The sequence below is a fragment of the Achromobacter sp. B7 genome, from assembly GCF_003600685.1.
Taxonomy (GTDB): domain Bacteria; phylum Pseudomonadota; class Gammaproteobacteria; order Burkholderiales; family Burkholderiaceae_B; genus Achromobacter; species Achromobacter spanius_B.
This window is the reverse complement of the sequence record NZ_CP032084.1, coordinates 689,525-715,953: the sequence shown is the minus strand read 5'-3', so window position 1 is coordinate 715,953 and position 26,429 is coordinate 689,525. Positions and strand designations below refer to the sequence as shown.

Here is a 26,429-nt window from a genome sequence, read left to right as displayed (position 1 = left end):
TCCAATCTTGGAAGAAACACAACGTGTGGATGATCAGAGGCTGGCTCGATGATCATGCACAGGGGGGTCGTAATTGGTGTTGGCTGGCTGCTGACGGTGCAGCCAGATTTTGTATTGAACGACACTTGGAACGCTATATCACCAGGTCAATAACCATCAGTGTTATAGGATCAAGCCTCACGAGCAATTAGTATCGGTTAGCTTAACGCATTACTGCGCTTCCACACCCGACCTATCAACGTCCTGGTCTCGAACGACTCTTTAGGGGGATCAAGTCCCCGGGATACCTAATCTTCAGACGAGTTTCCCGCTTAGATGCCTTCAGCGGTTATCTCTTCCGTACTTAGCTACCCGGCAATGCCATTGGCATGACAACCGGTACACCAGAGGTACGTCCACTCCGGTCCTCTCGTACTAGGAGCAGGCTCCGTCAAGTATCCAACGCCCACGGCAGATAGGGACCAAACTGTCTCACGACGTTTTAAACCCAGCTCACGTACCTCTTTAAATGGCGAACAGCCATACCCTTGGGACCGGCTACAGCCCCAGGATGAGATGAGCCGACATCGAGGTGCCAAACACCGCCGTCGATATGAACTCTTGGGCGGTATCAGCCTGTTATCCCCAGAGTACCTTTTATCCGTTGAGCGATGGCCCTTCCATTCAGAACCACCGGATCACTATGTCCTGCTTTCGCACCTGTTCGACTTGTCAGTCTCACAGTCAAGCACGCTTATGCCATTGCACTATCAGCACGATTTCCGACCGTACCTAGCGTACCTTCGAACTCCTCCGTTACACTTTGGGAGGAGACCGCCCCAGTCAAACTGCCCACCATGCACTGTCCCCGATCCGGATAACGGACCAAGGTTAGAACCGCAAACAAACCAGGGTGGTATTTCAAGGATGGCTCCACGTGATCTAGCGACCACGCTTCAAAGCCTCCCACCTATCCTACACAGGCCGGTTCACAGATCAATGCAAAGCTACAGTAAAGGTTCATGGGGTCTTTCCGTCTAGCCGCGGGTAGATTGCATCATCACAAACACTTCAACTTCGCTGAGTCTCAGGAGGAGACAGTGTGGCCATCGTTACGCCATTCGTGCAGGTCGGAACTTACCCGACAAGGAATTTCGCTACCTTAGGACCGTTATAGTTACGGCCGCCGTTTACCGGGGCTTCGATCAAGAGCTTGCACCCCATCACTTAACCTTCCGGCACCGGGCAGGCGTCACACCCTATACGTCGACTTTCGTCTTTGCAGAGTGCTGTGTTTTTAATAAACAGTCGCAGCCACCGATTCTCTGCGACCCCATCATGCTAAGCGCGCAGGCGCTTCACACTACCGGGGTATACCTTCTCCCGAAGTTACGGTATCAATTTGCCGAGTTCCTTCTCCTGAGTTCTCTCAAGCGCCTTGGAATATTCATCCCGTCCACCTGTGTCGGTTTGCGGTACGGTCTCGTACAGCTGAAGCTTAGAGGCTTTTCTTGGAACCACTTCCAATCACTTCGCAAGCAATGCTCGCTCGTGCCATACCCTTGATTTACGCGCCCGGATTTGCCTAAGCGCCATCTTCGATACAGCAACAGGGACATCCAACACCCTGATGATCTTCCGCGATCCGTCCCCCCATCGCACTGTACGACGGTACTGGAATATTAACCAGTTTCCCATCAGCTACGCATCTCTGCCTCGCCTTAGGGGCCGACTCACCCTGCGCCGATGAACGTTGCGCAGGAAACCTTGGACTTACGGCGAGGGGGCTTTTCACCCCCTTTATCGCTACTCATGTCAGCATTCGCACTTCTGATACCTCCAGCAGCCTTTACAAGCCACCTTCGCAGGCTTACAGAACGCTCTCCTACCGCGTGCACTAAAAGTGCACACCCGCAGCTTCGGTTTATCGCTTAGCCCCGTTACATCTTCCGCGCAGGACGACTCGATCAGTGAGCTATTACGCTTTCTTTAAAGGATGGCTGCTTCTAAGCCAACCTCCTGACTGTCTATGCCTTCCCACTTCGTTTCCCACTTAGCGATAATTCGGGACCTTAGCTGGCGGTCTGGGTTGTTTCCCTCTTGAGTCCGGACGTTAGCACCCGGTGCTCTGTCTCCCAAGCTGTACTTGCGGGTATTCGGAGTTTGCCATAGTTTGGTAAGTCGCCATGACCCCCTAGCTATAACAGTGCTCTACCCCCCGCAGTAATACTTGAGGCACTACCTAAATAGTTTTCGGAGAGAACCAGCTATTTCCAGATTTGTTTAGCCTTTCACCCCTATCCACAGCTCATCCCCTAATTTTTCAACATTAGTGGGTTCGGTCCTCCAGCACGTGTTACCGTGCCTTCAACCTGGCCATGGATAGATCATCTGGTTTCGGGTCTACACCCAGCGACTGAATCGCCCTATTCGGACTCGCTTTCGCTACGGCTTCCCTATTCGGTTAACCTTGCCACTGAATGTAAGTCGCTGACCCATTATACAAAAGGTACGCAGTCACCCCACAAGGAGGCTCCTACTGTTTGTATGCATACGGTTTCAGGATCTATTTCACTCCCCTTCCGGGGTTCTTTTCGCCTTTCCCTCACGGTACTGGTTCACTATCGGTCGATCACGAGTATTTAGCCTTGGAGGATGGTCCCCCCATCTTCAAACAGGATTTCACGTGTCCCGCCCTACTTGTCTTACGCTTAGTTCCACACACAAGATTTCATCTACAGGGCTATCACCTGCTACGGCCGGACTTTCCATTCCGTTCGACTATCTTGCGTGCTAAAACGTAAAGGCTCTTCCGATTTCGCTCGCCACTACTTTCGGAATCTCGGTTGATTTCTTTTCCTCGAGCTACTGAGATGTTTCAGTTCACCCGGTTCGCTTCCACTAGCCTATGTATTCAGCTAGGGATACCGCATTGCTGCGGTGGGTTTCCCCATTCGGACATCTACGGATCAAAGCTTGTTTGCCAGCTCCCCGTAGCTTTTCGCAGGCTACTACGTCCTTCATCGCCTGTGATCGCCAAGGCATCCACCATATGCACTTAGTCGCTTGATCCTATAACGCTGTAGGCTATAGGACCTGAGTATTAGCGTTTGTGCCGTTCATAAGTTTCAAAGCAGTCTGAGGTTATTCACCCCAGTCTTGAGAACTTGGAACAAAATAATGCAATCACAACCCGTACTTATTTTCTTCGGCTTGCGCCGAGTACTTAATAAGTACATTTCGTTGTGCTTCTTCCAGATTGTTAAAGAACGATATAGCTGTTGAGTAAAACCCAACGCATAGCGCTGCAAGCAGCGCTATGCGTTAGCTTCTACGCGGGGCCAAACAAGATTGACCCCAGCTACAAAAAACAACCGATAAGAGTGGACGCTTAACACGAGCACTTAAGCTCTGAAAGGAGGTGATCCAGCCGCACCTTCCGATACGGCTACCTTGTTACGACTTCACCCCAGTCATGAATCCTACCGTGGTAATCGCCCCCCTTACGGTTAGGCTAACTACTTCTGGTAAAACCCACTCCCATGGTGTGACGGGCGGTGTGTACAAGACCCGGGAACGTATTCACCGCGACATGCTGATCCGCGATTACTAGCGATTCCGACTTCACGCAGTCGAGTTGCAGACTGCGATCCGGACTACGATCGGGTTTCTGGGATTGGCTCCCCCTCGCGGGTTGGCGACCCTCTGTCCCGACCATTGTATGACGTGTGAAGCCCTACCCATAAGGGCCATGAGGACTTGACGTCATCCCCACCTTCCTCCGGTTTGTCACCGGCAGTCTCATTAGAGTGCCCTTTCGTAGCAACTAATGACAAGGGTTGCGCTCGTTGCGGGACTTAACCCAACATCTCACGACACGAGCTGACGACAGCCATGCAGCACCTGTGTTCCGGTTCTCTTGCGAGCACTTCCAAATCTCTTCGGAATTCCAGACATGTCAAGGGTAGGTAAGGTTTTTCGCGTTGCATCGAATTAATCCACATCATCCACCGCTTGTGCGGGTCCCCGTCAATTCCTTTGAGTTTTAATCTTGCGACCGTACTCCCCAGGCGGTCAACTTCACGCGTTAGCTGCGCTACCAAGGCCCGAAGGCCCCAACAGCTAGTTGACATCGTTTAGGGCGTGGACTACCAGGGTATCTAATCCTGTTTGCTCCCCACGCTTTCGTGCATGAGCGTCAGTGTTATCCCAGGAGGCTGCCTTCGCCATCGGTGTTCCTCCGCATATCTACGCATTTCACTGCTACACGCGGAATTCCACCTCCCTCTGACACACTCTAGCTCGGTAGTTAAAAATGCAGTTCCAAAGTTAAGCTCTGGGATTTCACATCTTTCTTTCCGAACCGCCTGCGCACGCTTTACGCCCAGTAATTCCGATTAACGCTTGCACCCTACGTATTACCGCGGCTGCTGGCACGTAGTTAGCCGGTGCTTATTCTGCAGGTACCGTCAGTTTCACGGGGTATTAGCCCATGACGTTTCTTTCCTGCCAAAAGTGCTTTACAACCCGAAGGCCTTCATCGCACACGCGGGATGGCTGGATCAGGGTTTCCCCCATTGTCCAAAATTCCCCACTGCTGCCTCCCGTAGGAGTCTGGGCCGTGTCTCAGTCCCAGTGTGGCTGGTCGTCCTCTCAAACCAGCTACGGATCGTCGCCTTGGTGAGCCGTTACCCCACCAACTAGCTAATCCGATATCGGCCGCTCTAATAGTGCAAGGTCTTGCGATCCCCTGCTTTCCCCCGTAGGGCGTATGCGGTATTAGCTACGCTTTCGCGTAGTTATCCCCCGCTACTAGGCACGTTCCGATACATTACTCACCCGTTCGCCACTCGCCACCAGACCGAAGTCCGTGCTGCCGTTCGACTTGCATGTGTAAGGCATCCCGCTAGCGTTCAATCTGAGCCAGGATCAAACTCTTCAGTTTAATCTCTGTATTTGTTTCGTATTCTTGGTCCGAATAAATCCGAACCAGGTCATACGTCGCTACTCAAAGGAAGTGAGGTATGTTCTTAAACTTGACGTCTAAGGTACTTCACTTCTAGTGAGCACTTGATTTCATTGTGCTTGTGAAGCAAGTCAAGGTTTAACCCCGGACTTAAATCACAGTGCATCGCATCAAGCGCCCACACTTATCGGTTGTTTAATTGTTAAAGAGCGGTACTGCAAATTCGGTACTACAAACTGCTTACTGCTACCTGCTGATCCTGCCCGCGCTGCGCGGCTTTTGCCTTGCGTCGCTTGCTGTTTTCAGCAGCAGAGAGGCGAGATTATGAAGAAGTTTTTATCGCTTGTCAAGTCAGCTTCGTTCGCTTTCGCGCCACCGCTTTCTTGCCTGCGACCTCTTCAGGTCTGCTCTCTTTAGCAGCTATCGAAACATCAGAACACCCATCCGGGTAAACCCTAAGTTTTCGGCAACTGCCAAGCCTGAAACTATAACACGACTTTTGCAGATTATGCAACCGGCTCTTGCCTAATTTGCATCCTATCTTGCAACCCCGCCACCGGCTTTCGCTAGGGCGGCTCTGGAAACCAGAGGTCGGTTACTACTCAGGTGGCTCGCGATTTCGATCCGGGTAAACCCTTGCTCGTCATCACCAGCCAAGCCCAAGACTATAGCACGATTTTTGCAGATTGTGCAACTGGCTTTTGCCTGATTTGCACCATTCCTTGCAATCCCACCTGACTGCCATCGCTGGCTGCTTGGCGGCAGGCCGGAGCCCGTCGTACTGCTTGGCTTCGCGGTTCAAAAATGTCTGAACTGCGAAGGAGCGAGACTATAGCACGGAATTTTTGGCGTTCCGGCCAAGTTGACACCCGTTTTGCAGAAAAATGAACTTTTAAAGGGACGCACCCTCTTTGCGGCCGTCCGGAGCCATATCTTCGGAACCGTACGGAGGGCACCTAGTGCAGGCCCACGGGGAGCGCCCCTCTATGTCTACCGACGAAGCCTCTATATAGAAGGCGTCTATATATAGAGAGACATCAAAGACGCGCCTACAGACGCAGCTCCGTCGTTTCCTTGATTTGCTGAAGCGCAAAGAAGGAACGCATGTCGATGACTGCCGGGTGGCGCATCAGCGTGTCCATTGCGAAGCGTGAAAAATGCGCCAGGTCGGCTACCTGTATCCGGAGAAGGTAGTCCATATCGCCAGACATCGCATAGCACTCGACTACCTCTGGCCACAGCTGTACGTCCCGTGCGAAGTCGCTCATTGGTGCGTGACTGGAACCGCTGTGCTTGTTCAAGCGAATGTTCACGTATGCCAACAGTCCCAGCCCGACCTTCTCGGCATCGATCAGGGCGACGTACTTTTTGATGAAGCCCTTTTCTTCCAGCCGTCGGACCCGTCTCAAGCATGGGCTGGGGGATAAGGAAACGCGGTCAGCCAGTTCCTGGTTGCTTAAGCGACCGTCGCGCTGCAGTTCGGCCAGGATCCTGAGATCTGTCCTGTCAAGCTCGATATCAGACATTTATTGCCCCGAAGTTTTCTATTGCAGCAATATTATTGCCGAAGACCGGGGCTTCGAAGCCATCTTTGCAATTGTCTGCCCGCCGATCCTACCTACAATCTCCTTCTAGACTTGAAGAACAAGTCGTCCTGAAAAATGATGCAAGGGAGCAGACATATGAGCAGCGCATTTCAACCGTGGGACAACCCAATGGGCACCGCCGGGTTCGAGTTCATTGAGTACGCCGCGCCGGACCCCGCCGCGTTGCGCAAGGTGTTCGAGCTGCTTGGCTTCAAAGCCATCGCCAAGCACCGCCACAAGGATGTCACGCTGTATCGCCAGGGCGGCGTCAACTTCCTGATCAACGCCGAGCCGGATTCCTTTGCACAACGCTTCGCGCGACTGCACGGTCCGTCGATCTGTGCGATCGGTTTTCGCGTGCAAGACGCCAATGCGGCATACAAGCGCGCCTTGGAACTGGGTGCGTGGGGCTTCGACTCGCACAGTGGTCCGATGGAATTGAACATTCCCGCCATCAAGGGCATCGGCGATTCGCTGATTTACCTGGTTGACCGCTGGACCGGCAAGGAAGGCCACGGCGGTATTGGCGACATCAGCATCTATGACGTGGACTTCGTGCCCGTGGACCCGGACAATGCGCAGGCCGACCTGAATCACCGCGGCGCGGGCCTGACGCTGGTGGATCACCTGACGCACAACGTCCACAAGGGCCGCATGGCCGAGTGGTCGGAGTTCTACGAGCGCCTGTTCAATTTCCGCGAAGTGCGCTACTTCGATATCGAAGGCAAGGTGACGGGCGTGAAGTCGAAGGCCATGACTTCGCCTTGCGGCAACATCCGCATTCCGATCAACGAAGAAGGCACGGAAGAGAAAGGACAGATCCAGGAGTATCTGGACCTGTACCGCGGCGAAGGCATCCAGCATATCGCGATGGCCACGGATGACATCTACAGCACCATTGAGGCGCTGCGCGAGTCGGGCGTCGTGTTTCTGGATACGCCGGAAACGTACTACGAGCTGCTGGACCGCCGCCTGCCCAACCACGGCGAAGACGTTGCCCGCCTGCAGAAAAACCGCATCTTGTTGGACGGCGCGCCGGGTGGTGGCCTGCTGCTGCAGATCTTCACGGAAAACCAGATCGGGCCGATCTTCTTTGAGATCATTCAGCGCAAGGGCAACGACGGATTCGGCGAAGGCAATTTCAAGGCCCTGTTCGAATCGATCGAGCTGGACCAGATGCGCCGTGGCGTTGTGAAGAACGTCGAGTAATCGCTTCCCCTGCCGGCGCGCGGTGCTCATGCAGCGGCGCCGGCCTTGAAACCTCACCAAATGGTGAGGTTTTTTTTGCCCCCGGCACACGCGCGGGCACCGGCGAAGATGGACTCAGCGCTTCAGGCGATCCTGGAATTGCTTGCGGAACTTCGCGACCTTGGGCGCGATCACGAACTGGCAATAGCCTTGTTCGGGATGCAAAGCAAAGTAATTGCTGTGGTAGTCCTCGGCTTGCCAGAACCGGGCCGGCGGCAGCAGCTTGGTGACAATGGGCGCGTCATACACCTGCTGCGCCTCGACCTCGGCGATGACCGCTTCGGCCTGCTCGCGCTGCGACTCGTTCTGCCAGAAGATGGCCGACTCGTACTGCGGGCCAATGTCATTGCCCTGGCGCCCCGGCGTGGTGGGATCGTGGGTAGCGAAAAACACACGCAGCAAATCGCTGAACGACAACTCCGACGGGTCGAATTCGATTCGGGCCACTTCGATATGCCCGGTCTCTTTGCCGCACACTTGCTCGTAGCTGGGGTTGTCGACGTGCCCGCCGCTGTAGCCGGGCAAGACGCTTTTGACTCCACGCAGATCAGCGAAGACCGCTTCGACGCACCAGAAGCAGCCGCCGCCAAGGACGGCGACCTCGTTGCCGGGGGAAGGTTGTTCTGCCATGACGATTCCTCTCTTATAGGCGACCCGTTCGTGGGCCGCGCCCCCGCGCATCGTGCGCGGGACGTAAAGATTAAGACTACTGCTTGGCGGGCGCCAGCGACAATATCCATTCGGCCAGCAGGCGGGCGTCTTCCTGGCTGACATGCGTTTGGGCAGGCATGGGAACCGCGCCCCACGCGCCACGACCGCCACCGCGAATCTTGCCGGCCAGGTAATCCACCATGGCGTCGCCCTGCCCGGCATAACGTTCCGCCACGCTCTTCAGCGGAGGCCCCACGCGCTTGGCTTCTACTTGATGGCAGGCCATACAGGCCTTGCTTTTGGCCAAATCCAGGCCGGTGGTTTGTGCCTGGACCGCGCCCGCGCTCAACACGCAGGCGGCGGCCACCCACAGACTAATCTTCAAATGCATCGGTAACTGCCCCACGGCTCGCGGTGCTGGCGAGCTTGCCGAATTTGGCAAGCACACCGCGTGTATAACGCGGCTTGGGCTGGACCCAGGCCTGGCGACGAGCCGCCAGGTCTTCGTCGCTGATGTTCAACTGCAGCAGCAGTTTGTGGGCATCGATGGTAACCGAATCGCCTTCCTGGATCAGGGCGATCGGGCCGCCAACGAAGGCTTCAGGCGCGACGTGGCCGACCACCATGCCCCACGTGCCGCCGGAAAAACGGCCATCGGTGATGAGCCCGACCGTTTCGCCCAGGCCCTGCCCCACCAGGGCAGACGTAGGCGCCAACATTTCGCGCATGCCGGGCCCACCCTTGGGACCTTCATAGCGGATGACAACGACGTCACCATCCTTGATCTGCCGCGCCATGATGGCCGTCATCGCGTCATCTTCGGAATCGAAGACGCGTGCCGGGCCGGTCATGACGGGATTTTTCAGCCCCGTGATCTTGGCCACACAGCCTTCCGGCGACAAATTGCCCTTGAGAATCGCCAGATGCCCTTGCGGATACAGCGCGCGGTCCAGCGGCATGATGACGTCCTGATCCGCGCGTGGCGTATCGGGTACATCCGCCAGCGTCTCTGCGATGGTCTTGCCGGTGATGGTAATGCAGTCGCCATGCAAGAGGCCGGCATTAAGCAGCAGCTTCATGACCTGCGGGATGCCGCCCGCGCGATGCAGATCGGTGGCGACGTATTTGCCCGACGGCTTCAGGTCGCACAGAACGGGAACACGCTTGCGGATCCTTTCGAAGTCGTCGATGGTCCACGGCACCTCGGCGGCATGGGCAATAGCCAGGAAGTGCAACACGGCATTTGTCGAGCCGCCAGTGGCCATGATGACGGACACGGCGTTTTCAATGGATTCGCGCGTAATGATGTCGCGCGGTCGAAGATTGCGCCGCACCGCATCGACCAGGACGCGCGCCGACTCGGCGGCCGACACGACTTTCTCGTCGTCCTCGTTGGCCATTGTGCTGGAATACGGCAGGCTCATGCCCATGGCTTCGAAGGCAGAGCTCATGGTGTTGGCGGTGTACATGCCGCCACAGGAACCCGAGCCAGGTATCGCGCATTTTTCGATTTGCTTGAAGTCGGCTTCGGGCATGCGCCCCATGGTGTATTCGCCCACTGCCTCAAACACGGACACGATGGTCAGGTCGTTGCCTTTGTAATGGCCGGGCTTGATGGTGCCGCCATAGACGTAGATGCCGGGCACGTTCGTGCGCGCCAGGGCGATCATGCCGCCCGGCATGTTCTTGTCGCAGCCGCCGATGACCACCACGCCATCCATCCACTGGCCTTGCGCAGCGGTCTCGATGCAGTCAGCGATAACCTCGCGCGACACCAGTGAATACTTCATGCCCTCGGTACCCATCGACATGCCATCGGATATGGTGGGCGTGCCGAACACCTGGGGATTCGCGCTGGATGCGCGGATGGCATCGATGGCCGCGTCCGCCAACCTTTGCAGGCCGCTGTTGCACGGCGTGATCGTGGAATGGCCGTTAGCCACGCCGATCATGGGGTTGTCGAAGTCGGCTTCCTTGTAGCCCAACGCGTAGTACATGGCGCGGTTGGGCGCGCGCGCGACGCCATGGGTGATGTGGCGGGAACGTTCATTGTTCGGCATGGTCTGTCTCTCCTGTCGGCCGTCGGGGCGCGGACATGGCGAACGCACCCGGGGAGCTGGCTCGCTTGCACGCATGCGAATCTTCAGTGCTCGCCGGTTATTATCATTCAACTTTATTGTGTCGGGCAGAACATGCTGCAATATCCAAAATTCGATCCCGTAGCCCTGCAGATCGGGCCGCTGGCCATTCATTGGTACGGGCTGATGTATCTGGCGGGTTTCGCCCTGGTGTATGTGCTTGGGCGTCGGCGCATCACAAGCGGCCACACCACGTCGCTGAACATGCGCGACCTTGAAGACCTGATTTTTTACAGCGTGCTGGGCGTGGTGCTGGGTGGCCGGCTTGGCTATGTGCTGTTCTACAAGCCTGCGTACTACCTGGCGCATCCGCTGGAAGTCGCCTATCTATGGCAGGGCGGCATGTCGTTTCACGGCGGGCTGATAGGCGTGATCGTCGTCATGCTGCTGTTCGCCCGCAAGAAGAAGCTGCCGTTTTTCGCCATCAGTGATTTCATCGCGCCGCTGATCCCGCTGGGTCTGGGTTTTGGCCGACTGGGCAACTTCATCAATGGCGAGCTTTGGGGTCGTCCGACCGACGTGCCGTGGGCCATGGTGTTCCCGGACAGCGGCGACGGACTGGCGCGCCATCCGTCCCAACTGTATGAGCTGGGCCTGGAAGGCATCGTGCTGTTTGCGTTGCTGTGGTGGTTTTCCAGCAAGCCGCGCCCGCTGGGCCAGGTTAGCGGGCTGTTCCTGATGGGCTACGGAACGTTCCGCTTCCTGGTGGAATTCACCCGCGAGCCGGACAACTTTCTTGGCCTGCTCGCGGGGGGCTTAAGCATGGGACAGTGGCTGTCCGTGCCGATGGTCGCCTTGGGCGCCATCATGTTCACCCTCACTGCAAAACGATCGTCCCGTTAACAGCGACGCTGACCGTGACGTCTCCCGCTTCCAGCGGGACGTCCGGGCTGAAGCCGCCGGAAGCGTCTTTAGCCATGGCGGCCGCGCCCAGCATGCGCGGCATCGGTACCGGGCCACCCGAACCACCAAGCTCGAGCTTGGACAGGCGATAGCCAGAAAAGCCGAACGCGTTTGCCGCGGCCAGGGCGCGATCCTTGAACGCCTGCGCCGCTTCTTTCAGCAGCTTGCGTTCTTCGGCCTCGCGCGCTTCACGCGACAGCGAAAACGCGATGTTCGAGATGGCGGTCTTATCCGATAGCTTGGACGCCAACGCGGCTGCCGCGTCGAAGTCCCTGGACTCCAGCACCACTTCGCCCTGGCCACGCCAAGAACTGATCTTGCCCTTGCTGTTCGTGTTCGGCCACACGTTGAAACCGCCCGTGCGGACGTCAACGCCCTTGGTGTCACGCGCGCGCTTGACGACGTCATCCAGGATGGCCGTCAGCTTCTTGCCCGCCGCAGGCTGATCGGGGGCATCGACTTCAGCAGTCAAAGAAATGCGAACGGTGTCCTGCTTGACCTCGGATGAGGCCGCGGCTTGCAGCGTCATTTCGGGAGAACGATTCGTGGACGATTCCGCTGCCGCGGGCGCCACGGCACCTTGCGCTTGTGCGTATGCCGGTTGCACGGCGGCGATGGCGGCCACGGCTGCGCACGCTGCGCCGAGTTTCGTCAGCGAAAAAACAGGGTGTTTGAACATGGACGGGTCCTAGGAAAGAGGACAGAGGGGAAGAACTTGGGGGATTTTTGGCACCCGACGCGGACCTGCGCTGTTGGCAGGCCCGCTGGGATAGATGCCCCGCCTGTGCCGTCAAGGCCGGCATCTCGAACCCTGAGGTTCAAGGTGGTCGCGTTCCGAAGAGCGTCGGGTTCGTCTACGAGAGACAATCACTCCAGCTCTGCACTCCCGCAACCAATATGCCAAAAGACATAGGTTCAGAGAATGTATGGCCTAGTCACGGACACGGCAGGGACAAACTGAAAATTCTTGAATACAGCTTTATGAACGTTAGAGCAGTTTTTCCTGACCCGACAAGGCGTCATCGAGTACTGCGTTCATGTCCTCAATTCTACGCTTGAAGTCGCCAACCGCCAAACCCCCTAGCGGACCATCGGGCGCTTTCATCGCAAGCAGCTCGCCGGCGACTTGCAAAGCGGCCATGACGGCAATGCGTTCGTTGCTGGAAATCTTGCCGGTTCCCTGGATGCGCAGCATCAACTGGTCGACATGACGCACGGCGGCCATCAACGTGGGCTTCTCTTCAGCAGAGCAAGCCAGTGAATAGTCGCGTCCTAATATGGTTACGTCTACGCGTTCCATCAGTGTTGCTCTCCAGACGGTGCGCCCGGCAGGCGGGCCAGCACGGCGTCAATGCGCTCGCGGGCCGAAGCGGCGGCCACGCGCAAGCGCTGTAGTTCGTTGTCGCGAGATTGCAAGGTGCCTTGCAGTTCGGATTCGCGGGCGGCGAAGCGCGACTCAAGCGCTTGGCGTTCGGCGGATTCGCGGGCAAGCTGCTCGCGCAGGGCAACTTCCGCCTGCTGGGCTTGCTCGAGCATTGCGGTGACGGCGCCGTCGTGATCCTGAAGCTTGGTTTTCAACGTGACGATGTCAGCCTCGCGCTCGGCGGCGCGCTGCTTCAGCACACGCTGTTCAGCTTCGAAGTCGTTCAAGCGTAGGCGCAACGCATCACGCTCTGCGTGGAGTTGGCGGGTGCGTTGCACCAGTTGCCCGATTCGGGCGGCGAGTTGGTCTAGATCTTGCAGCATGGGCGCTATCGTAAACCATCCTGAGGTAGACCGGGCCTCTTCACGCAAGGTGAGAAACCCGGCAATATTCGGTAGGAATTACGGTTGTGATGTCGGCGGCGCGAGGCTAACCGATTCCGGCCCAAGAAGAAAAGTCCCCTCCTCCAAAATCCCCGCATCCGGCCGATCCGGCTTTCGCATTTCTTTCTATAAACTTTCACTTAGCTTTCAAAAATCCCTCAATCTTCCCGCGCCGTTACATCTCGGGGTCGGGAGTTCCCGAATTCTAGGGAAAACCCCAGCCTTTCACGGACCTTACAGGGTTTGCAGCGTGGCAGGCGTCCATTACCATTCGCCCTTTCAAGAAACCACGCCGTCGCTTTCAGAATAACTAATGGCACCCTGAAGTGCCTTTTTTGTGCCTGTCACTCGCCTTTCGGCGAGCCCCCTCCGGCTACAAACTTTTTTATCTACATGCTGTAAACAGGAGCCAACCAATCATGCAGCTACGCAATCGACAGGACTTCTGGTCTGGGGTGATGTTCATCGCCCTTGGACTGGGATTTGCCTGGCAGGCCAGCAGCTACCAAATGGGTACTGCTGCCCGAATGGGCCCAGGGTACTTTCCTTTCTGGCTAGGCATTGTTCTGGCTTTGCTGGGCGCCATCGTGCTGCTTGGCTCGCTTTCCAAGAAAGCGCAGGAAACACACGTCGACAAGTTCGACTGGCGCATCGTTTTTCTCGTCGTGGGTTCGGTGGTCTTGTACGGATTCATCCTCAAGCCGCTGGGCATCTACCTTTCGGTATTCATCCTGGTTGTCGTAAGCAGCCTGGCCAGCCATGAGTTCAGCTTGAAGGTCGCCGTCGCCAACGCGGTCTTCCTGGTGGTGTTCTCGTATCTGGCATTCGTCAAGGGGCTGGGGCTGATCTTCCCGCTGTGGCCGTCCTTTCTGGGCATGAACTAAGGAGCAACCGGTCATGGAATTGTTTGACAACCTGATGTTGGGCTTCTCGGTGGCGTTCACGCCCGAGAACCTGGCCTATGCACTGCTGGGCTGCATTCTGGGTACGCTGATTGGCGTGTTGCCCGGTATTGGCCCGGTCCCGACCATCGCGATGCTGCTGCCGATCACGTATGTGTTGCCCCCGATTGCCGGCCTGATCATGCTTGCAGGCATCTATTACGGCGCGCAATACGGCGGTTCGACCACGGCGATTCTTGTGGCGCTGCCAGGGGAAACGTCCGCGGTGGTGACCGTGCTGGACGGCCACCAGATGGCCCGTAACGGCCGTGCCGGTGCCGCCTTGGCTATCGCTGCACTGGGCTCGTTCTTTGCCGGTTGCGTGGCCACGCTGCTGTTGGCCGCCTTCGCGCCCCCGCTGGCTGAAGTGGCCTTCAAGTTCGGCCCCGCCGAGTACTTCTCGCTGATGTGTCTGGGTCTGGTCGGCGCCGTGGTGCTGGCTTCCGGCTCGCTGCCCAAGGCGATCTCGATGATCATCCTGGGCCTGCTGTTGGGCATGGTCGGCACCGACGTCAACTCGGGCGTTGCCCGCTTCGACTTCGGCATCCCCGAACTGCAAGACGGTATCGACTTCGCCATCGTGGCCATGGGTGTGTTCGGCTTTGCCGAAATCATGACCAACCTGGAGCAGAAGGAAAACCGCGTCGACATCACCGACAAGATCGGCTCGCTGTACCCGAACAAGCAGGAATTCAAGGAAGCCGCTCCCGCCGTGCTGCGCGGTACGGCCCTGGGTTCGGCCCTGGGTATCTTGCCCGGCGGTGGCGCCGTGCTGTCGTCCTTCGCTTCCTACACCCTGGAAAAGAAGATCTCGAAGAATCCGGAACGCTTCGGCAAGGGCCACCCGGCCGGCCTGGCTGGTCCGGAATCGGCGAACAACGCTGCCGCGCAGACGTCGTTCATTCCGCTGCTGACGCTCGGTATCCCGGGTAACGCCGTGATGGCGCTGATGGTCGGCGCAATGACGATTCACAACATCCAGCCCGGCCCGCAAGTCATGACGAGCCACCCGGAGCTGTTCTGGGGCTTGATCGCTTCGATGTGGATCGGCAACCTGATGCTGGTGGTGCTGAACCTGCCGCTGATCGGCCTGTGGGTCAAGCTGCTGAAGGTGCCCTACCGCATCCTGTTCCCGGCGATTCTGGTGTTCTGCACGATCGGTGTGTATTCGTTGAACTACAACTCGTTCGACATCTTCACAACGGCTATCTTCGGTGTCATCGGCTACGTGTGGTCGAAGCTCAAGTGCGAAGGCGCACCGCTGCTGCTGGGCCTGGTTCTGGGCCCCATGATGGAAGAAAACTTCCGCCGTGCCTTGCTGCTGTCGCGTGGCGATTTCAGCACCTTCGTGACGCGTCCGCTGTCGGCATCGCTGCTGGCCGTGGCTGCCTTCCTGGTGATCCTGGTGGCCCTGCCCGCCATCCGCAAGAAGCGCGAAGAGACCTTCGTCGAAGAAGAGTAAGACGCGAACCCGCCGCCTTGCGCGGCGGTGTCGGCGCGATCCAAACCCCTGGGCTTGTCCCAGGGGTTTTTTTATTGGGCTGACCTGGCGAAAGCTGCCAAAGGCTACGCAGGACTACGCCCCGCCGGATTCGGGAAGCCGCTACGGTAAAGTACGGGTTTACCCCACGCGATGATTCGGCATGAATTTCGACTGGAACAACCCGTACCCCACCACCCGCATTCCCGTTTTCGCCCGCAACGTCGTCGCCACGTCGCAGCCACTGGCGGCGCAGGCGGGCTTGCGCATCCTGGCCCAGGGCGGCAATGCCGTTGACGCGGCCATCGCCACCGCCGCGACCCTCACCCTGACCGAACCAGTCAGCAACGGCCTGGGTTCCGACTGCTTCGCCGTCATCTGGGACGGCGCCAAGCTTCATGGCCTGAATGCCTCCGGCCCCGCCCCCAGCGCCTGGAATGTGGATTATTTTCGGCGCAAGCACCAAGGGGCGATTCCCATGCGCGGCTGGGACAGCGTCACCGTGCCCGGATGCGTGGCCGGCTGGGCCGCCTTGCATGAAAAGTTGGGCAAGCTGCCGTTCGCCGAGGTGTTGGGCCCCGCCATCGAATACGCCGAGCGCGGTTACGCCGTGTCTCCCGTCGTGCACGAAAAATGGGCGGCGCAAGCTGACCTGCTACAGCCCCAACCGGGCTTTGCCGACCATTTCCTGCCGCGCGGCCGGGTTCCCCACGTGGGCGAACATTTCGTGTTGGCGGGCGCCGCCGCTACCCTCAAGCGCATTGCCGCAACAGGCGGGCGCGATTTCTACGAAGGCGAAACCGCGCACAAGCTGGTGGCACACGCGCAGGCGCACGACGCGGGGCTGACCTTAGCGGACCTGCGCGATTATTCGCCCGAATGGGTAGCGCCCATCAGCCAGCCGTACCGTGGCCATACACTGCACCAGATTCCCCCCAACGGCCAAGGCATCGCGGCCCTGATCGCGCTGGGTATCTTGCAGAATTTCGACCTGGCCGCGCGCCCTGTCGATCATCCCGACACCCAGCATCTGCTGATCGAAGCCATGAAGCTGGCGTTCGCCGACGTTTATGCCCATGTCGCCGACTCCCGCCACATGCGCATGACGCCCGAGCAAATGCTGCGGCCCGATTACCTGGCTGCACGCGCACGCCTGATCAATCGAAACGCGGCCCAGGACTTCCTGTCCGGCCATGCACCGCAAGGCGGCACGGTGTACCTGACCACCGCCGACAAGAGCGGCATGATGGTCAGCTTCATTCAATCGAACTACATGGGCTTCGGTTCGGGAGTGGTGGTGCCGGGCACCGGCGTCAGCCTGCAAAATCGCGGGCACTGCTTCAGCACCCGCCCAGAGCACCCGAATGTGGTGGCCGGCGGCAAGCGCCCTTTTCACACCATCATTCCGGCGTTTCTGATGCGGGACGGCGCGCCGGTAATGAGCTTTGGCGTCATGGGCGGCAACATGCAGCCGCAGGGGCAGGTGCAGACGCTGGTGCGCATGCTGGACTACGGCCAGCAGCCGCAAGCCGCCTGCGACGCACCGCGCTGGAAGTGGAACCACGGGCTGACCATCGACGCCGAACCCACTCTGTCGACCGCGGTGGCGCAAGGCCTGCGCGCGCGTGGCCACGTGCTGGAAAGCGTGGACGACCCTTACATGGACTTCGGATCCGGTCAGTTCATCTGGCGGCTGGGGGATCCTGCCGTTGATGGCTATGTCAGCGCCAGCGATAGCCGACGCGATGGACTCGCCGCCGGCTTTTGATTGCGTTAAGGTTAGTGTCCTCGGACAGACCTTACTCACATAGAGCGGAGTTTCCTGCATGGCAACGATCGGTACCAAGAGCTACGACGCGGTCGTAGCCCAGAAAGTCGCTTTTCTCGGCCTGGGCGTCATGGGTCTGCCCATGGCTGGCCACCTGGCCCGCGCGGGCCACACCGTGACGGTGTACAACCGCACGCCCGCCAAGGCGCAAGCCTGGGCCGCTGAATTCGGCGGCGGCCACGCAGCCACGCCACGTGAAGCCGTGGCCGGCGCACAAATCGTGTTTGCCTGCGTGGGCAATGACGACGACCTGCGCAGTGTGGTCCTGGGGCCTGACGGCGCTTTTGCGGGCATGGCGCCGGGCGCCGTGTTCGTCGATCACACCACCGCGTCAGCCGACGTTGCCCGCGAGCTCTACGCACAGGCCAAGGATCTGGGCCTGAACTTCGTGGACGCGCCTGTCTCGGGCGGACAGGCCGGCGCCGTCAACGGCGTTCTGACCATCATGTGCGGCGGCGAAGCCGCGGTGTTCGACGCCATCAAGCCGGTGGCGCAGAGCTTCGGCCGCGCGGTCACGTTGGTAGGCCCCCCGGGCTCTGGCCAATTGGCCAAGATGGTCAACCAGATCTGCATTGCGGGCATCGTGCAGGGCTTGTCCGAAGCCGTGGCGTTTGGCCAGGCTGCCGATCTGGACATGAAGCTGGTGCTGGACGTGATCAGCAAGGGCGCCGCGCAAAGCTGGCAGATGGAGAACCGGGGCGGCACCATGGTCGACGACAAGTTCGAATTCGGATTTGCGGTCGACTGGATGCGCAAGGACTTGGGGTTGGTGCTGGCCGAGGCCCGCAACAACGGCGCCCGTGTGCCGGTGACGGCATTGGTGGACCAGTTTTATGGCGACGTCCAAAAAATGGGCGGGGGTCGCTGGGATACTTCTAGCCTGGTGAAGCGCCTGCGCGACTGAGCGTTGCGCGGGTAACGTCGCCGGAACGCGGCGACAAAAAAGGCGAGCCGGTTGGCTCGCCTTTTGTTTCTACATCATGGCATCACAACATCACGACACCCGTGACTGCCTGCATCCCGCGATCAGGCTGCCAGGCCCGCCGGTGCTGAATCCAGGACCAGTGCATCAATGCGCTGCTTGGCCAAGGTCACCCCTTCCAAGGCTGCCACTTCGCCCATCGCCATGCCTTCGGCCGCGATGAACGTCACGGCGTCCATGCCCAGGAAACCCAGCATCTGCCGCAGGTACGGCGTCATCGTGTCGGACGGCGTGCCTTCGGCCTTGCCGCCGCGGGCCGTCAACACGAACACCTGCTTACCCTTGACGAGGCCTTCCGGCACGCCTTCGGGCGTATAACGGAACGTGACGCCAGCGCGGGCCACGTAGTCCAGGTAGCTCTTGAACTGCGCCGGCAAATTAAAGTTGTACACGGGCACGGCGAACACGATGCGGTCGGCTTCCATCAGTTCCGCGACCAGCGAATCGCTCAACTCAACGATGCGTTGCTGTTCCACGGTGCGGGCATCGGCGGGCGTGAACAACGCACCGGCCGTGTTGCCGTCAAAGTACGGAATCGGTTGTGCGCCGATGTCGCGAACTTTCACGCTGGCGGCGGGGTTGGCGGCCTTCAGGCGGGCGATCAGGTGGTCAGCCAATTCCTTGCTGTGCGAACGGTTGCCGAGGATCGAGGAAAGGATAACAAGGGTCTTCATAGCGAATTTCTCCAGTTGGCCCGCCAGGGGCGGGCGTCGGAATCTGACAGCGCCACATCCGGTTCAAAGGGAAATCCGGACTGGGGCTGGGCGCCGGGTGGCGGTGGCAGATCCCGAATGCATGGCGTCACTGTAGACCGGTTCATTATTCGCATAAACCGGGATATGATGAACTGTTCGTTCCAGGAATAGAACAATCATGCAAGATCTAAACGACCTCTATTACTTCTCCCAAGTCGTTGAGCAGGGCGGATTCAGCGCCGCCGCCCGCGCGCTGGACATTCCCAAATCCCGCCTATCCAGGCGGATTTCGCATTTGGAGGAAAGTCTGGGCGTACGCCTGCTGCAACGCACGACACGACGCCTGCGGCTGACTTCCGCCGGGGAACGGTATCTGCACTACTGCCGCGAAATGGCGGCGTCCGCGCGCGCCGCCGACGACGCTATGCGCCAACTGCAAGCGGAACCGGCCGGCCCCGTCATCGTAAGTTGCCCGGTGTCGATTGCGCAGGACGTGCTGGCGCCGCTGTTGCCCGAATTCCTGGATGCGTGGCCGGCAATTTCCGTGCAGTTGCTGGTAACGAACCGGCGGGTTGACCTGATCCGGGAAGGCGTGGACCTGGCGTTGCGAGTCCGAACCAAGCTGGACACCGACGCCGAACTGGTCGTGCGCCATCTGGGCACGGCGCGCGGCACGCTAGTGGCCAGCCCCGGCTACTTGCAGCGCCGGGGCAGCCCGGACACACCGCAAGATCTGGCCTCGCACACCACGTTGAGCTTTTCCGACCCGCAGAACGAAGTGCGATGGCCGCTGCGCAATGACAAGGGCGAAGAAGTGCAGATCGAGCTGAAGCCGCAGCTATCGTGCAACGACTTCATTGTGCTGACCGAAGCAGCCGTGCGTGGGCGTGGCATTGCACTCTTGCCGTCTATCGCCACGCAAGAACAGCTGCGCCGTGGCCAGTTGGTGCCGGTGCTGCCGCAATGGCAATCGCCCGAAGGCATTGTCCATTGCATTTATCCATCGCGGCGGGGCATGATGCCCGCCGTCCGGACGCTGTTGGATTTCCTGTCGCAACGCCTGCCTTCGATGTACCAGCGGCTGGAAAAAGCCGTGACGCCCGCGACTCAGTAGCCGCGCGTGCGTTCGACCACGCCGGTGATGGCTTCGCCGCGCATCAGTTGAGCGACCTTGCCCGCAATCTGCTCGATGCTTTCGTCGCGCAACGTACGGGCCGCGATGTGCGGCGTGACGTGCACGCGCGGGTCGCGCCAGAAAGGATGATCGCGGGGCAGCGGCTCGGTGTGGAAAACGTCAAGCGTCGCGCCGGCGATCTCGCCTTCTTCAAGCATCTGCACCAGATCCTCTTCAACCAGATGCTCGCCACGGCCGACGTTGACCAGGTGCGCCTCGGGCAGCAATTGCGACAGCGTCTCGCGGTTGAGGATGCCGCGCGTGTCGGGCGTCAGTGGCAACACATTGACCAGAAAGCGCGTGCGGGCCAGGAAGGCCGGCAGCGCGGCTTCGCCTGCAAACGATTCGACGCCGGCAATCTCGCGCGGCGACCGCGACCAGCCAGCCACCGGGTAGCCAAATTCCGCCAGGGTTTGCGCCACACGCGCGCCCACCTGACCCAGCCCCAGCACGCCCACCGGCCAATCCGACTGTGCGGTGCCTTCTCGCGTGTCCCAATGCTGACGGGCCTGCGCTTCGTCAAACGCCTGGAAATCACGCGACACGCGCAGCAGCGCGTACAACGCATATTCGGCCATCTGCACCGACATGCCGGCGTCTTCCAGGCGCACGATACGCACGTGCTCGGGAATCTCGGGCATCTTCAACAGGGCGTCTACGCCCGCCCCCAGATTGAACAGCGTCGTGATGCCTGTCTCGTGCTTGAAAAGCTCTGCCGGAGGACGCCAGACCAGCGCCACTTCGGCGCCTGACGGCGGGCCATCGGGATTCCACACCGAGATGCGGCACCCGGGCATCGCGGCTTCCAAAGGCGGCACCCAAACGTCGGGATCGTGGTGGGGGCAAGCGAAAAGAATATGCATGTTGGCGGCTCTGCAAGGCGTTTCGGAAACCGCAAGCATGCAGGATGGCGTCACACAAATCAAACGGCCCGGCATGAAGCCGGGCCGTCGTTGTACGGATGTAAGCGCCGCTTAAACCGTTTGCGGCACTTCCGGTTTGGTCTTGTCCTTGCCCTTGCCACGGCGCGCGAACGCCCACACTTGCAGCAGGATCAGCAAGGCGCTGGCGGCGATGAACCACGCGCTGATCGGGCGTTGCACGAACACCATCAGATCCCCGCGCGACAGCAGCAGGGCACGGCGGAAATTCTCTTCCACCATGGGGCCCAGCACGAAGCCCAGCAGGATGGGCGCCACCGAGAATTCCAGCGTCATAAGAATCGCGCCGATCACGCCGAAGGCCAGCACTTCCCAAATCTGGAAGAGACTGTTTTGCGTGCTGAACACGCCCACTGCAATGAAGAACAGCGCGGACGGGAACAGATAGCGGTACGGCACTTGCAGCAACTTGACCCACACGCCGATCAGCGGCACGTTCAGCACCATCAGCAGCACGTTACCCACCCAGAAGCTGGCGATCAGGCCCCAGAAAATGTCCGGATGCTCGGTGATCAGCTGCGGACCCGGCTGGATGCCCTGGATCAGCAAGGCGCCCAGAATCAACGCCATCACCGCGTCGCCGGGAATGCCCAGGCTCATCGTGGGAATGAAGTCCACCTGCGTCTTCGAGTGCGACGACGCTTCCGGCGACGCCACGCCGGCGATCATGCCGGTGCCGAACTTTTCGGGCGTCTTCGAGATCTTGCGTTCCAGCGCATAGGCGACGAAGGTGGTGATGGTGGGACCCGTGCCCGGCATGGCGCCAAACAGCGTACCCACCGCCGTACCACGAACCATCGGCCAGAAAGCCGTCTTCAATTCCTGCTTGGACGGCCGCATGTCGCGAATGCGCAGCTTGGCGCCGCTACCGATGATGGTCATGCGATTGACGCTCATCAGGAAGTCGGCCACGCCGAACAGGCCCATCGAGATCGCTACCAGTTCCAGGCCGTCGGACAAGTCCAGCAGGCCGAACGAGAAGCGGATGGTACCGGTGTTCACATCCGTGCCGACCACGCCGCACATCAGGCCGAACAGCGTCATCGCCACGCCCTTCAGCGGCGAGCCGCGCGACATCGTCGCACCCGCCAGCAAGCCCAGCAGCATGATCGAGAAGATCTCGGTCGGGCCGAACTTGAAGGCCACTTCCACCAGCAAGGGCGACGCGAAGATCATGACGATGATGCCGACCGAGGCCGCGAAGAACGAACAGATCATCGTGATGCCCAGCGCGGTCCCTCCCTTGCCTTGTTTGGTCAGGGGGTAGCCGTCAAGGCAGGTGACCGCGTGCGGCGGGTGCGAAGGCAGGTTGAGCAGAATCGCGCCGATGGCGCCACCATATTGCGATCCGTAGAAGATACCGGCCAGCATCAGAATGGCGGGCACGGGCTGCATGACGTAGGTCAACGGCAACAGGATCGAGATCGCCGACAAGGCGCCCATGCCGGGCAACACGCCGATCAGGTTTCCGACCAGCACGCCAAAGAACGACCACATCAGGTTGTGCCACTGGAACGCAACGCCGAAGCCGTACCAAAGGTCCATCAAAGATTGAGAGATCATGGCGCTTCAACCCCAACGAAACAGCGGCAGCTGCAATTGCAGCGCCCACCAGAAAACGACGACCGCGATCGCGGACATGGCGATCGACAACAGAATTGCTTGCTTGATGGTGTTCTTGCGATCACCCAACGCCGAGATGAACACGATGGCGAAGGTGGCGGGCAGCAGGCCGCCGTAGTGGCCCAGCAGCAGGAACGCCAGGATCCCGAGCAGGATGCAGGCGCTGCCGCGCATGTCCGGCAAACCATGTGCGTGGCCGTCGCCCGGCGCGGGCGGCGTGGCATCGCCCGAGCGCGCGGATATCGCGATCAGCACACCGGTCAACGCCAGCAGGCCACCCAATGCGGCGGGGAAAAACCCGGGTCCCATGTGGCTCAGCGAACCGATGTGATAGTCGGTGCCGCCGTATATCGCCCCCAACCCGATCAGGACCATCAGCGCGCCGCCGTAGTAGTCCTTTCTGTTGATATTTTTTTGCACTTGCTTCCTCCTTCCGGTGCAGGACCGTGCCGGCCCTTGATGCGCCGCTCGACACGAGCCTCGCCCGGCCCTTTACAACGAACCGGAGCGCAGATTACGGAGGGAAGCTGCTAATTCGCTTTCTGTGCGCTGTCGCCTTCCTGAATTCGGGGGTTATCCCTGAGGAGCGGCAACGCGGGAAAGGGGGAAACAAGAAAAAAATTTGAAAGGCGGTAGCCAGCGGGTGGGGCAGGCAGGCGGCAGGCGGTAGGGCTTATTGCTCGCCTTTCAAGTCCATATCAAGCGGACGCGGGTACTGCGAAACCGTCGGCGCCAACGGTAGCCACAACACCGATGCCAGCCCGACGCCGCCCTGAGCGTTGCGCTCGCCGTCCCGCAGTTCGATGTCGCCATCGTTGCGGCGGGCATAGGCCCGCGCAATCGCCAGACCCAGCCCGGACCCCGATGACGCCACCGGCTTGTCCGTGCCGACCCGCTCAAATCGCGCAAAGGCGCGGCTGCGCAGCACCGGGTCCAGGCCCGGGCCGTTGTCCGACACCGAGACCTCGGCGCGGCTTTCCAGGCGGCTGACCGACACCGTGATGCGAGCGCCCGCGGGCGCGTAGTTGATGGCGTTGTGCACCAGGTTGGACAGCGCTTCATGCAGCTCGGCTTCGTTGCCCGACACCGGGGCGGACGTCTCCTGCCCTTCTTCGGAACCCGCCTGCACCCAGCCCAGGTCCTGCTGCTTTTCGTGCGCCAAGGGCAGGTATTGCAGCACCACTTCGCGCGACACGGCGTTCATGTCAAGCAGTTGGCGCGGCAGGGGTTCCGCCTGGTTGGCATGCGCCAGCGACAGCAGCTGCTCGGTCAAGCGTCGGGTGCGGCCCAGCTGGTCAACGATGGCGCGCAGCCCTTCGCGCGTGCGGGCGGGGTCGCGTTCACGAAGCGCGTATTGCGCCTGGGTCAACATGATGGCCAACGGCGTGCGCAGCTGATGCGAGGCATCGGCCAGAAAATGCGATTGTTCGTCCAGCACACGGCGGTATCGGGCGATGTGGTGATTGACGGCGTCGACCAGCGGCGCCACTTCGCTGGGTACACGAGAGGCGTCCAGCGGGGTCAGGTCATCGGGCCGCCGGTTGCGGATGTCGGCACGCAGGCGCCGCAGGGGCTTGAGCGCCCATGACACGCCCCACCACACCAGCACCACCACCAGCGCCAGCATGCGGGCGTCGCGCAAGATTTCCTGGCGACGCGCGTTGTTCTCGGCTTCGATCCGTTTGCCCGTGCTTTCGGCCACCACCACCATCACTTGCCGATGCAGGCCCTGGTAGTACAGGTCACGCACCACCGCCACGACCCGGACCGGATCGTTACGGTAGACGCCGTCGTAGAAAATAGGTTGCCCGTTAGAGCGGGGCCAGCTTGGAGGCCGCGGCATTTCCGGCATGCCCAACAGGGTCTTGCCCTGCTCGGTGGGCACGGGCGAGCCATCGGGCACCGGCGGGTCCATCTGTTCGATGCGGAAATACTTGCGCAGGCCCGCCCGGGATTCCAGCATGACTTGCGCGTACAGCGGCGTGGCCACTTGCAGATTGCCGTCGGGGGTGAATTCCAGGCTGCTTTCAAGCACGCGCGCAGGCTCGACCAGCGCGCTGTCATAGGCTTCGTTGGTGATCTCGGACAACGTGCGGTAGTCGTTCAGGCTGTCGATGACCAACAGCACCACCACGCCGGGCAGCAGCAAGATGATAAGCAGCGCGCGGATGCCCACACGCGGCAACCCGGGGATCCGCAGGCTCACTTAGGTTTCCGTGGACTCGCTGGCCACGCTTTCCAGCATGTAGCCCAAGCCGCGCACGGTGACGATACGGACGTCGCTGCCGGCCAGTTTCTTGCGCAGCCGGTGCAGCACGACCTCGATGGCGTCCGGATTGGCTTCGCTATCGTGCGTGAAGACCTTGCCGAATAGCTGGGATTTGTCCACGGGGTAGCCACTGCGGGTCAGCAATGCCGCCAGGGCGGCATGTTCGCGCGGGGTCAGGAACAGCAGGGAGCCGTCCAATGTGAACGCGCGGCTTTCACTGTCGTAGGACAGCGAGCCGCATTGCAGGCGGGGATGTTGGCGGCCGCGGCTGCGACGCACCAGGGCGGTCAGCCGCGCTTCCAGTTCTTCCAGGGCGAAGGGCTTGGTCAGGAAATCGTCCGCGCCAAGATTCAGCCCGCGCACCCGGTCTTGCAGCGCACCTTGGGCGGTAAGCAGCAAGACCGGCGTGCGGTCGTCGCGGTTGCGCATTTCGCGCAGGACGACCAGACCGTGCTTGTCGGGCAGGCGCAGGTCCATGACGATGGCGTCATATTCCGTGCCCGCCATGAAGGCTTCGGCGGTGCGGGCATCTGCCGCGTGGTCCGGCACAAACCCGCTTTGGGCCAGCGCGCGCATCAACCAGGACGCCATGTCCCGTTCGTCTTCAACCAACAATATGCGCATGACCGTCCGTTCCTTCGGGCAAATTCTCTGCTGCCCGCTGTCCGTGCACGCGTTGGCGCAGATAGCGGGTTTCGTGATGACGCCGAAAGAGGATCGCCGACAACTCGTTCAACGCCTGGGTATAGACGTCGCGCTTGAACTCGATGACAGCATCCAGGGGTACCCAATACTGGCTCCAGCGCCAGGCATCGAATTCCGGATGCTGCGTCGCGCGCAAGCACACATCGCTGTCACGTCCCACCAGGCGCAACAAGAACCAAATCTGTTTTTGTCCTTTATAGTGGCCACGCCACTCACGCCGGACGAAGTGATCGGGCACGTTATAACGTAACCAATCGCGTGTACGCCCCAAAATACGGACATGCTCGGGCTTCAAGCCCACCTCTTCATGGAGTTCGCGATACATGGCCTGCACCGGGCTTTCGCCATATTTGATGCCGCCCTGGGGGAACTGCCATGCATGTTCCCTGATACGCTTGCCCCAAAAGACCTCGTTTCGACTGTTGACGAGAATGATGCCGACATTGGGGCGGTAGCCTTCGCGGTCAAGCATGGGCCACCCCCACCGAATTCAATACAATTACAGTCGATTATA

Annotated in this window: 21 protein-coding genes, 2 rRNA genes and 1 other RNA gene; 7 read left to right on the top strand and 17 right to left on the bottom strand. The window is 59.9% G+C overall.

What is annotated here, in order from left to right:
* Window positions 1-166 precede the first annotated feature (166 nt).
* The 3 genes from DVB37_RS03290 to DVB37_RS03280 form a co-directional block, all read right to left on the bottom strand.
* Window positions 167-3,051: ribosomal RNA gene (locus DVB37_RS03290) — 23S ribosomal RNA — on the bottom strand.
* Window positions 3,052-3,393: 342 nt separating this feature from the next.
* A 16S ribosomal RNA gene (locus tag DVB37_RS03285) occupies window positions 3,394-4,924 on the bottom strand.
* Together the 16S and 23S rRNA genes form the textbook arrangement of a ribosomal RNA operon.
* Before the next feature lie 1,070 nt (window positions 4,925-5,994).
* A complete protein-coding gene (locus DVB37_RS03280; RefSeq protein WP_006221896.1) occupies window positions 5,995-6,471 on the bottom strand; it encodes an Lrp/AsnC family transcriptional regulator in 477 nt (158 codons plus the stop codon).
* Window positions 6,472-6,627: 156 nt separating this feature from the next.
* Here DVB37_RS03280 and hppD point away from each other — a divergent pair, with 156 nt between their 5' ends.
* Entirely contained in the window at window positions 6,628-7,740 is a 1,113-nt protein-coding gene (gene hppD, locus DVB37_RS03275; RefSeq protein WP_046807628.1) for a 4-hydroxyphenylpyruvate dioxygenase, read from the top strand.
* Window positions 7,741-7,854: 114 nt separating this feature from the next.
* Here the strand turns inward: hppD and msrA are convergent, their stop codons facing one another.
* The 3 genes from msrA to ilvD all read right to left on the bottom strand — a co-directional run bounded on the left by msrA (window position 7,855) and on the right by ilvD (window position 10,490).
* A complete protein-coding gene (msrA, locus tag DVB37_RS03270) occupies window positions 7,855-8,409 on the bottom strand; it encodes a peptide-methionine (S)-S-oxide reductase MsrA (RefSeq protein WP_046807627.1) in 555 nt (184 codons plus the stop codon).
* 76 nt (window positions 8,410-8,485) lie between these two features.
* Window positions 8,486-8,821 (bottom strand): c-type cytochrome, encoded by a 336-nt coding sequence (locus DVB37_RS03265; RefSeq protein ID WP_046807626.1) that lies wholly within the window; start codon window positions 8,819-8,821, stop codon window positions 8,486-8,488.
* Window positions 8,805-10,490, bottom strand: a complete 1,686-nt coding sequence (gene ilvD, locus DVB37_RS03260; RefSeq protein WP_120153816.1) for a dihydroxy-acid dehydratase — start codon at window positions 10,488-10,490, stop codon at window positions 8,805-8,807. Before ilvD ends, DVB37_RS03265 begins: the two co-directional genes overlap by 17 nt.
* Before the next feature lie 132 nt (window positions 10,491-10,622).
* Between ilvD and lgt the strand changes: the two genes are divergently transcribed.
* The gene (lgt, locus tag DVB37_RS03255) at window positions 10,623-11,411 is read left to right on the top strand and encodes a prolipoprotein diacylglyceryl transferase (protein WP_046807624.1); all 789 of its coding nucleotides are present in this window, start codon (window positions 10,623-10,625) and stop codon (window positions 11,409-11,411) included.
* Here lgt and DVB37_RS03250 read toward each other — a convergent pair.
* From DVB37_RS03250 to DVB37_RS03235, 4 genes are all read right to left on the bottom strand, one after another.
* On the bottom strand, window positions 11,386-12,150 hold the full coding sequence (locus tag DVB37_RS03250) for an SIMPL domain-containing protein (protein ID WP_104145123.1): 765 nt from the start codon (window positions 12,148-12,150) through the stop codon (window positions 11,386-11,388). The two genes, lgt and DVB37_RS03250, sit on opposite strands and share 26 nt — an antisense overlap.
* Before the next feature lie 92 nt (window positions 12,151-12,242).
* Window positions 12,243-12,427: non-coding RNA, 6S RNA (gene ssrS, locus DVB37_RS03245), on the bottom strand.
* 32 nt (window positions 12,428-12,459) lie between these two features.
* Complete coding sequence (locus DVB37_RS03240; protein WP_006217444.1) at window positions 12,460-12,771, bottom strand: cell division protein ZapA; 312 nt, start codon at window positions 12,769-12,771, stop codon at window positions 12,460-12,462.
* A complete protein-coding gene (locus DVB37_RS03235) occupies window positions 12,771-13,217 on the bottom strand; it encodes a hypothetical protein (RefSeq protein WP_046807622.1) in 447 nt (148 codons plus the stop codon). The genes DVB37_RS03240 and DVB37_RS03235 overlap by 1 nt, the downstream gene beginning before the upstream one ends.
* Before the next feature lie 479 nt (window positions 13,218-13,696).
* Here DVB37_RS03235 and DVB37_RS03230 point away from each other — a divergent pair, with 479 nt between their 5' ends.
* The 4 genes from DVB37_RS03230 to DVB37_RS03215 all read left to right on the top strand — a co-directional run bounded on the left by DVB37_RS03230 (window position 13,697) and on the right by DVB37_RS03215 (window position 18,430).
* On the top strand, window positions 13,697-14,161 hold the full coding sequence (locus tag DVB37_RS03230) for a tripartite tricarboxylate transporter TctB family protein (RefSeq protein WP_120153812.1): 465 nt from the start codon (window positions 13,697-13,699) through the stop codon (window positions 14,159-14,161).
* Between the two features lie 13 nt (window positions 14,162-14,174).
* The gene (locus tag DVB37_RS03225; protein ID WP_104145126.1) at window positions 14,175-15,680 is read left to right on the top strand and encodes a tripartite tricarboxylate transporter permease; all 1,506 of its coding nucleotides are present in this window, start codon (window positions 14,175-14,177) and stop codon (window positions 15,678-15,680) included.
* A gap of 181 nt (window positions 15,681-15,861) precedes the next feature.
* Window positions 15,862-17,466: a gamma-glutamyltransferase family protein gene (locus DVB37_RS03220; protein ID WP_120153810.1), complete on the top strand. Its 1,605-nt coding sequence runs from the start codon at window positions 15,862-15,864 to the stop codon at window positions 17,464-17,466.
* A gap of 58 nt (window positions 17,467-17,524) precedes the next feature.
* Entirely contained in the window at window positions 17,525-18,430 is a 906-nt protein-coding gene (locus DVB37_RS03215) for an NAD(P)-dependent oxidoreductase (RefSeq protein WP_120153808.1), read from the top strand.
* A 122-nt stretch (window positions 18,431-18,552) separates the two neighbouring features.
* Here the strand turns inward: DVB37_RS03215 and DVB37_RS03210 are convergent, their stop codons facing one another.
* Window positions 18,553-19,182, bottom strand: a complete 630-nt coding sequence (locus DVB37_RS03210; protein WP_046807617.1) for an FMN-dependent NADH-azoreductase — start codon at window positions 19,180-19,182, stop codon at window positions 18,553-18,555.
* Window positions 19,183-19,381: 199 nt separating this feature from the next.
* On the opposite strand from DVB37_RS03210, the gene DVB37_RS03205 reads away from it, so the two are divergent.
* On the top strand, window positions 19,382-20,317 hold the full coding sequence (locus DVB37_RS03205) for a LysR family transcriptional regulator (protein WP_046807616.1): 936 nt from the start codon (window positions 19,382-19,384) through the stop codon (window positions 20,315-20,317).
* On the opposite strand, the gene DVB37_RS03200 is transcribed toward DVB37_RS03205, so the two are convergent.
* The 6 genes from DVB37_RS03200 to DVB37_RS03175 all read right to left on the bottom strand — a co-directional run bounded on the left by DVB37_RS03200 (window position 20,311) and on the right by DVB37_RS03175 (window position 26,387).
* Entirely contained in the window at window positions 20,311-21,240 is a 930-nt protein-coding gene (locus DVB37_RS03200; RefSeq protein ID WP_046807615.1) for a glyoxylate/hydroxypyruvate reductase A, read from the bottom strand. The genes DVB37_RS03205 and DVB37_RS03200 overlap by 7 nt on opposite strands.
* A gap of 111 nt (window positions 21,241-21,351) precedes the next feature.
* Window positions 21,352-22,881, bottom strand: a complete 1,530-nt coding sequence (locus DVB37_RS03195) for a tripartite tricarboxylate transporter permease (protein ID WP_046807614.1) — start codon at window positions 22,879-22,881, stop codon at window positions 21,352-21,354.
* Window positions 22,882-22,887: 6 nt separating this feature from the next.
* Complete coding sequence (locus DVB37_RS03190) at window positions 22,888-23,316, bottom strand: tripartite tricarboxylate transporter TctB family protein (protein ID WP_104145207.1); 429 nt, start codon at window positions 23,314-23,316, stop codon at window positions 22,888-22,890.
* A 298-nt stretch (window positions 23,317-23,614) separates the two neighbouring features.
* Complete coding sequence (locus DVB37_RS03185) at window positions 23,615-25,117, bottom strand: sensor histidine kinase (protein ID WP_046807630.1); 1,503 nt, start codon at window positions 25,115-25,117, stop codon at window positions 23,615-23,617.
* 30 nt (window positions 25,118-25,147) lie between these two features.
* A complete protein-coding gene (locus DVB37_RS03180) occupies window positions 25,148-25,834 on the bottom strand; it encodes a response regulator (RefSeq protein ID WP_046807613.1) in 687 nt (228 codons plus the stop codon).
* Window positions 25,815-26,387, bottom strand: a complete 573-nt coding sequence (locus DVB37_RS03175; protein WP_006217428.1) for an RNA pyrophosphohydrolase — start codon at window positions 26,385-26,387, stop codon at window positions 25,815-25,817. The genes DVB37_RS03180 and DVB37_RS03175 overlap by 20 nt, the downstream gene beginning before the upstream one ends.
* Between the last annotated feature and the right edge of the window lie 42 nt (window positions 26,388-26,429).

Bases quoted from the DNA above. Each gene is read 5' to 3' on its own strand.
- DVB37_RS03210 (WP_046807617.1), bottom strand. From the start codon at position 19,182: ATGAAGACCCTTGTTATCCTTTCCTCGATCCTCGGCAACCGTTCGCAC.
- DVB37_RS03190 (WP_104145207.1), bottom strand. From the start codon at position 23,316: ATGGTCCTGATCGGGTTGGGGGCGATATACGGCGGCACCGACTATCAC.
- DVB37_RS03195 (WP_046807614.1), bottom strand. From the start codon at position 22,881: ATGATCTCTCAATCTTTGATGGACCTTTGGTACGGCTTCGGCGTTGCG.
- msrA (WP_046807627.1), bottom strand. From the start codon at position 8,409: ATGGCAGAACAACCTTCCCCCGGCAACGAGGTCGCCGTCCTTGGCGGC.
- lgt (WP_046807624.1), top strand. From the start codon at position 10,623: ATGCTGCAATATCCAAAATTCGATCCCGTAGCCCTGCAGATCGGGCCG.
- DVB37_RS03250 (WP_104145123.1), bottom strand. From the start codon at position 12,150: ATGTTCAAACACCCTGTTTTTTCGCTGACGAAACTCGGCGCAGCGTGC.
- DVB37_RS03200 (WP_046807615.1), bottom strand. From the start codon at position 21,240: ATGCATATTCTTTTCGCTTGCCCCCACCACGATCCCGACGTTTGGGTG.
- DVB37_RS03225 (WP_104145126.1), top strand. From the start codon at position 14,175: ATGGAATTGTTTGACAACCTGATGTTGGGCTTCTCGGTGGCGTTCACG.
- DVB37_RS03205 (WP_046807616.1), top strand. From the start codon at position 19,382: ATGCAAGATCTAAACGACCTCTATTACTTCTCCCAAGTCGTTGAGCAG.
- ilvD (WP_120153816.1), bottom strand. From the start codon at position 10,490: ATGCCGAACAATGAACGTTCCCGCCACATCACCCATGGCGTCGCGCGC.
- DVB37_RS03235 (WP_046807622.1), bottom strand. From the start codon at position 13,217: ATGCTGCAAGATCTAGACCAACTCGCCGCCCGAATCGGGCAACTGGTG.
- DVB37_RS03175 (WP_006217428.1), bottom strand. From the start codon at position 26,387: ATGCTTGACCGCGAAGGCTACCGCCCCAATGTCGGCATCATTCTCGTC.
- DVB37_RS03265 (WP_046807626.1), bottom strand. From the start codon at position 8,821: ATGCATTTGAAGATTAGTCTGTGGGTGGCCGCCGCCTGCGTGTTGAGC.
- DVB37_RS03280 (WP_006221896.1), bottom strand. From the start codon at position 6,471: ATGTCTGATATCGAGCTTGACAGGACAGATCTCAGGATCCTGGCCGAA.
- DVB37_RS03180 (WP_046807613.1), bottom strand. From the start codon at position 25,834: ATGCGCATATTGTTGGTTGAAGACGAACGGGACATGGCGTCCTGGTTG.
- DVB37_RS03220 (WP_120153810.1), top strand. From the start codon at position 15,862: ATGAATTTCGACTGGAACAACCCGTACCCCACCACCCGCATTCCCGTT.
- hppD (WP_046807628.1), top strand. From the start codon at position 6,628: ATGAGCAGCGCATTTCAACCGTGGGACAACCCAATGGGCACCGCCGGG.
- DVB37_RS03240 (WP_006217444.1), bottom strand. From the start codon at position 12,771: ATGGAACGCGTAGACGTAACCATATTAGGACGCGACTATTCACTGGCT.
- DVB37_RS03230 (WP_120153812.1), top strand. From the start codon at position 13,697: ATGCAGCTACGCAATCGACAGGACTTCTGGTCTGGGGTGATGTTCATC.
- DVB37_RS03215 (WP_120153808.1), top strand. From the start codon at position 17,525: ATGGCAACGATCGGTACCAAGAGCTACGACGCGGTCGTAGCCCAGAAA.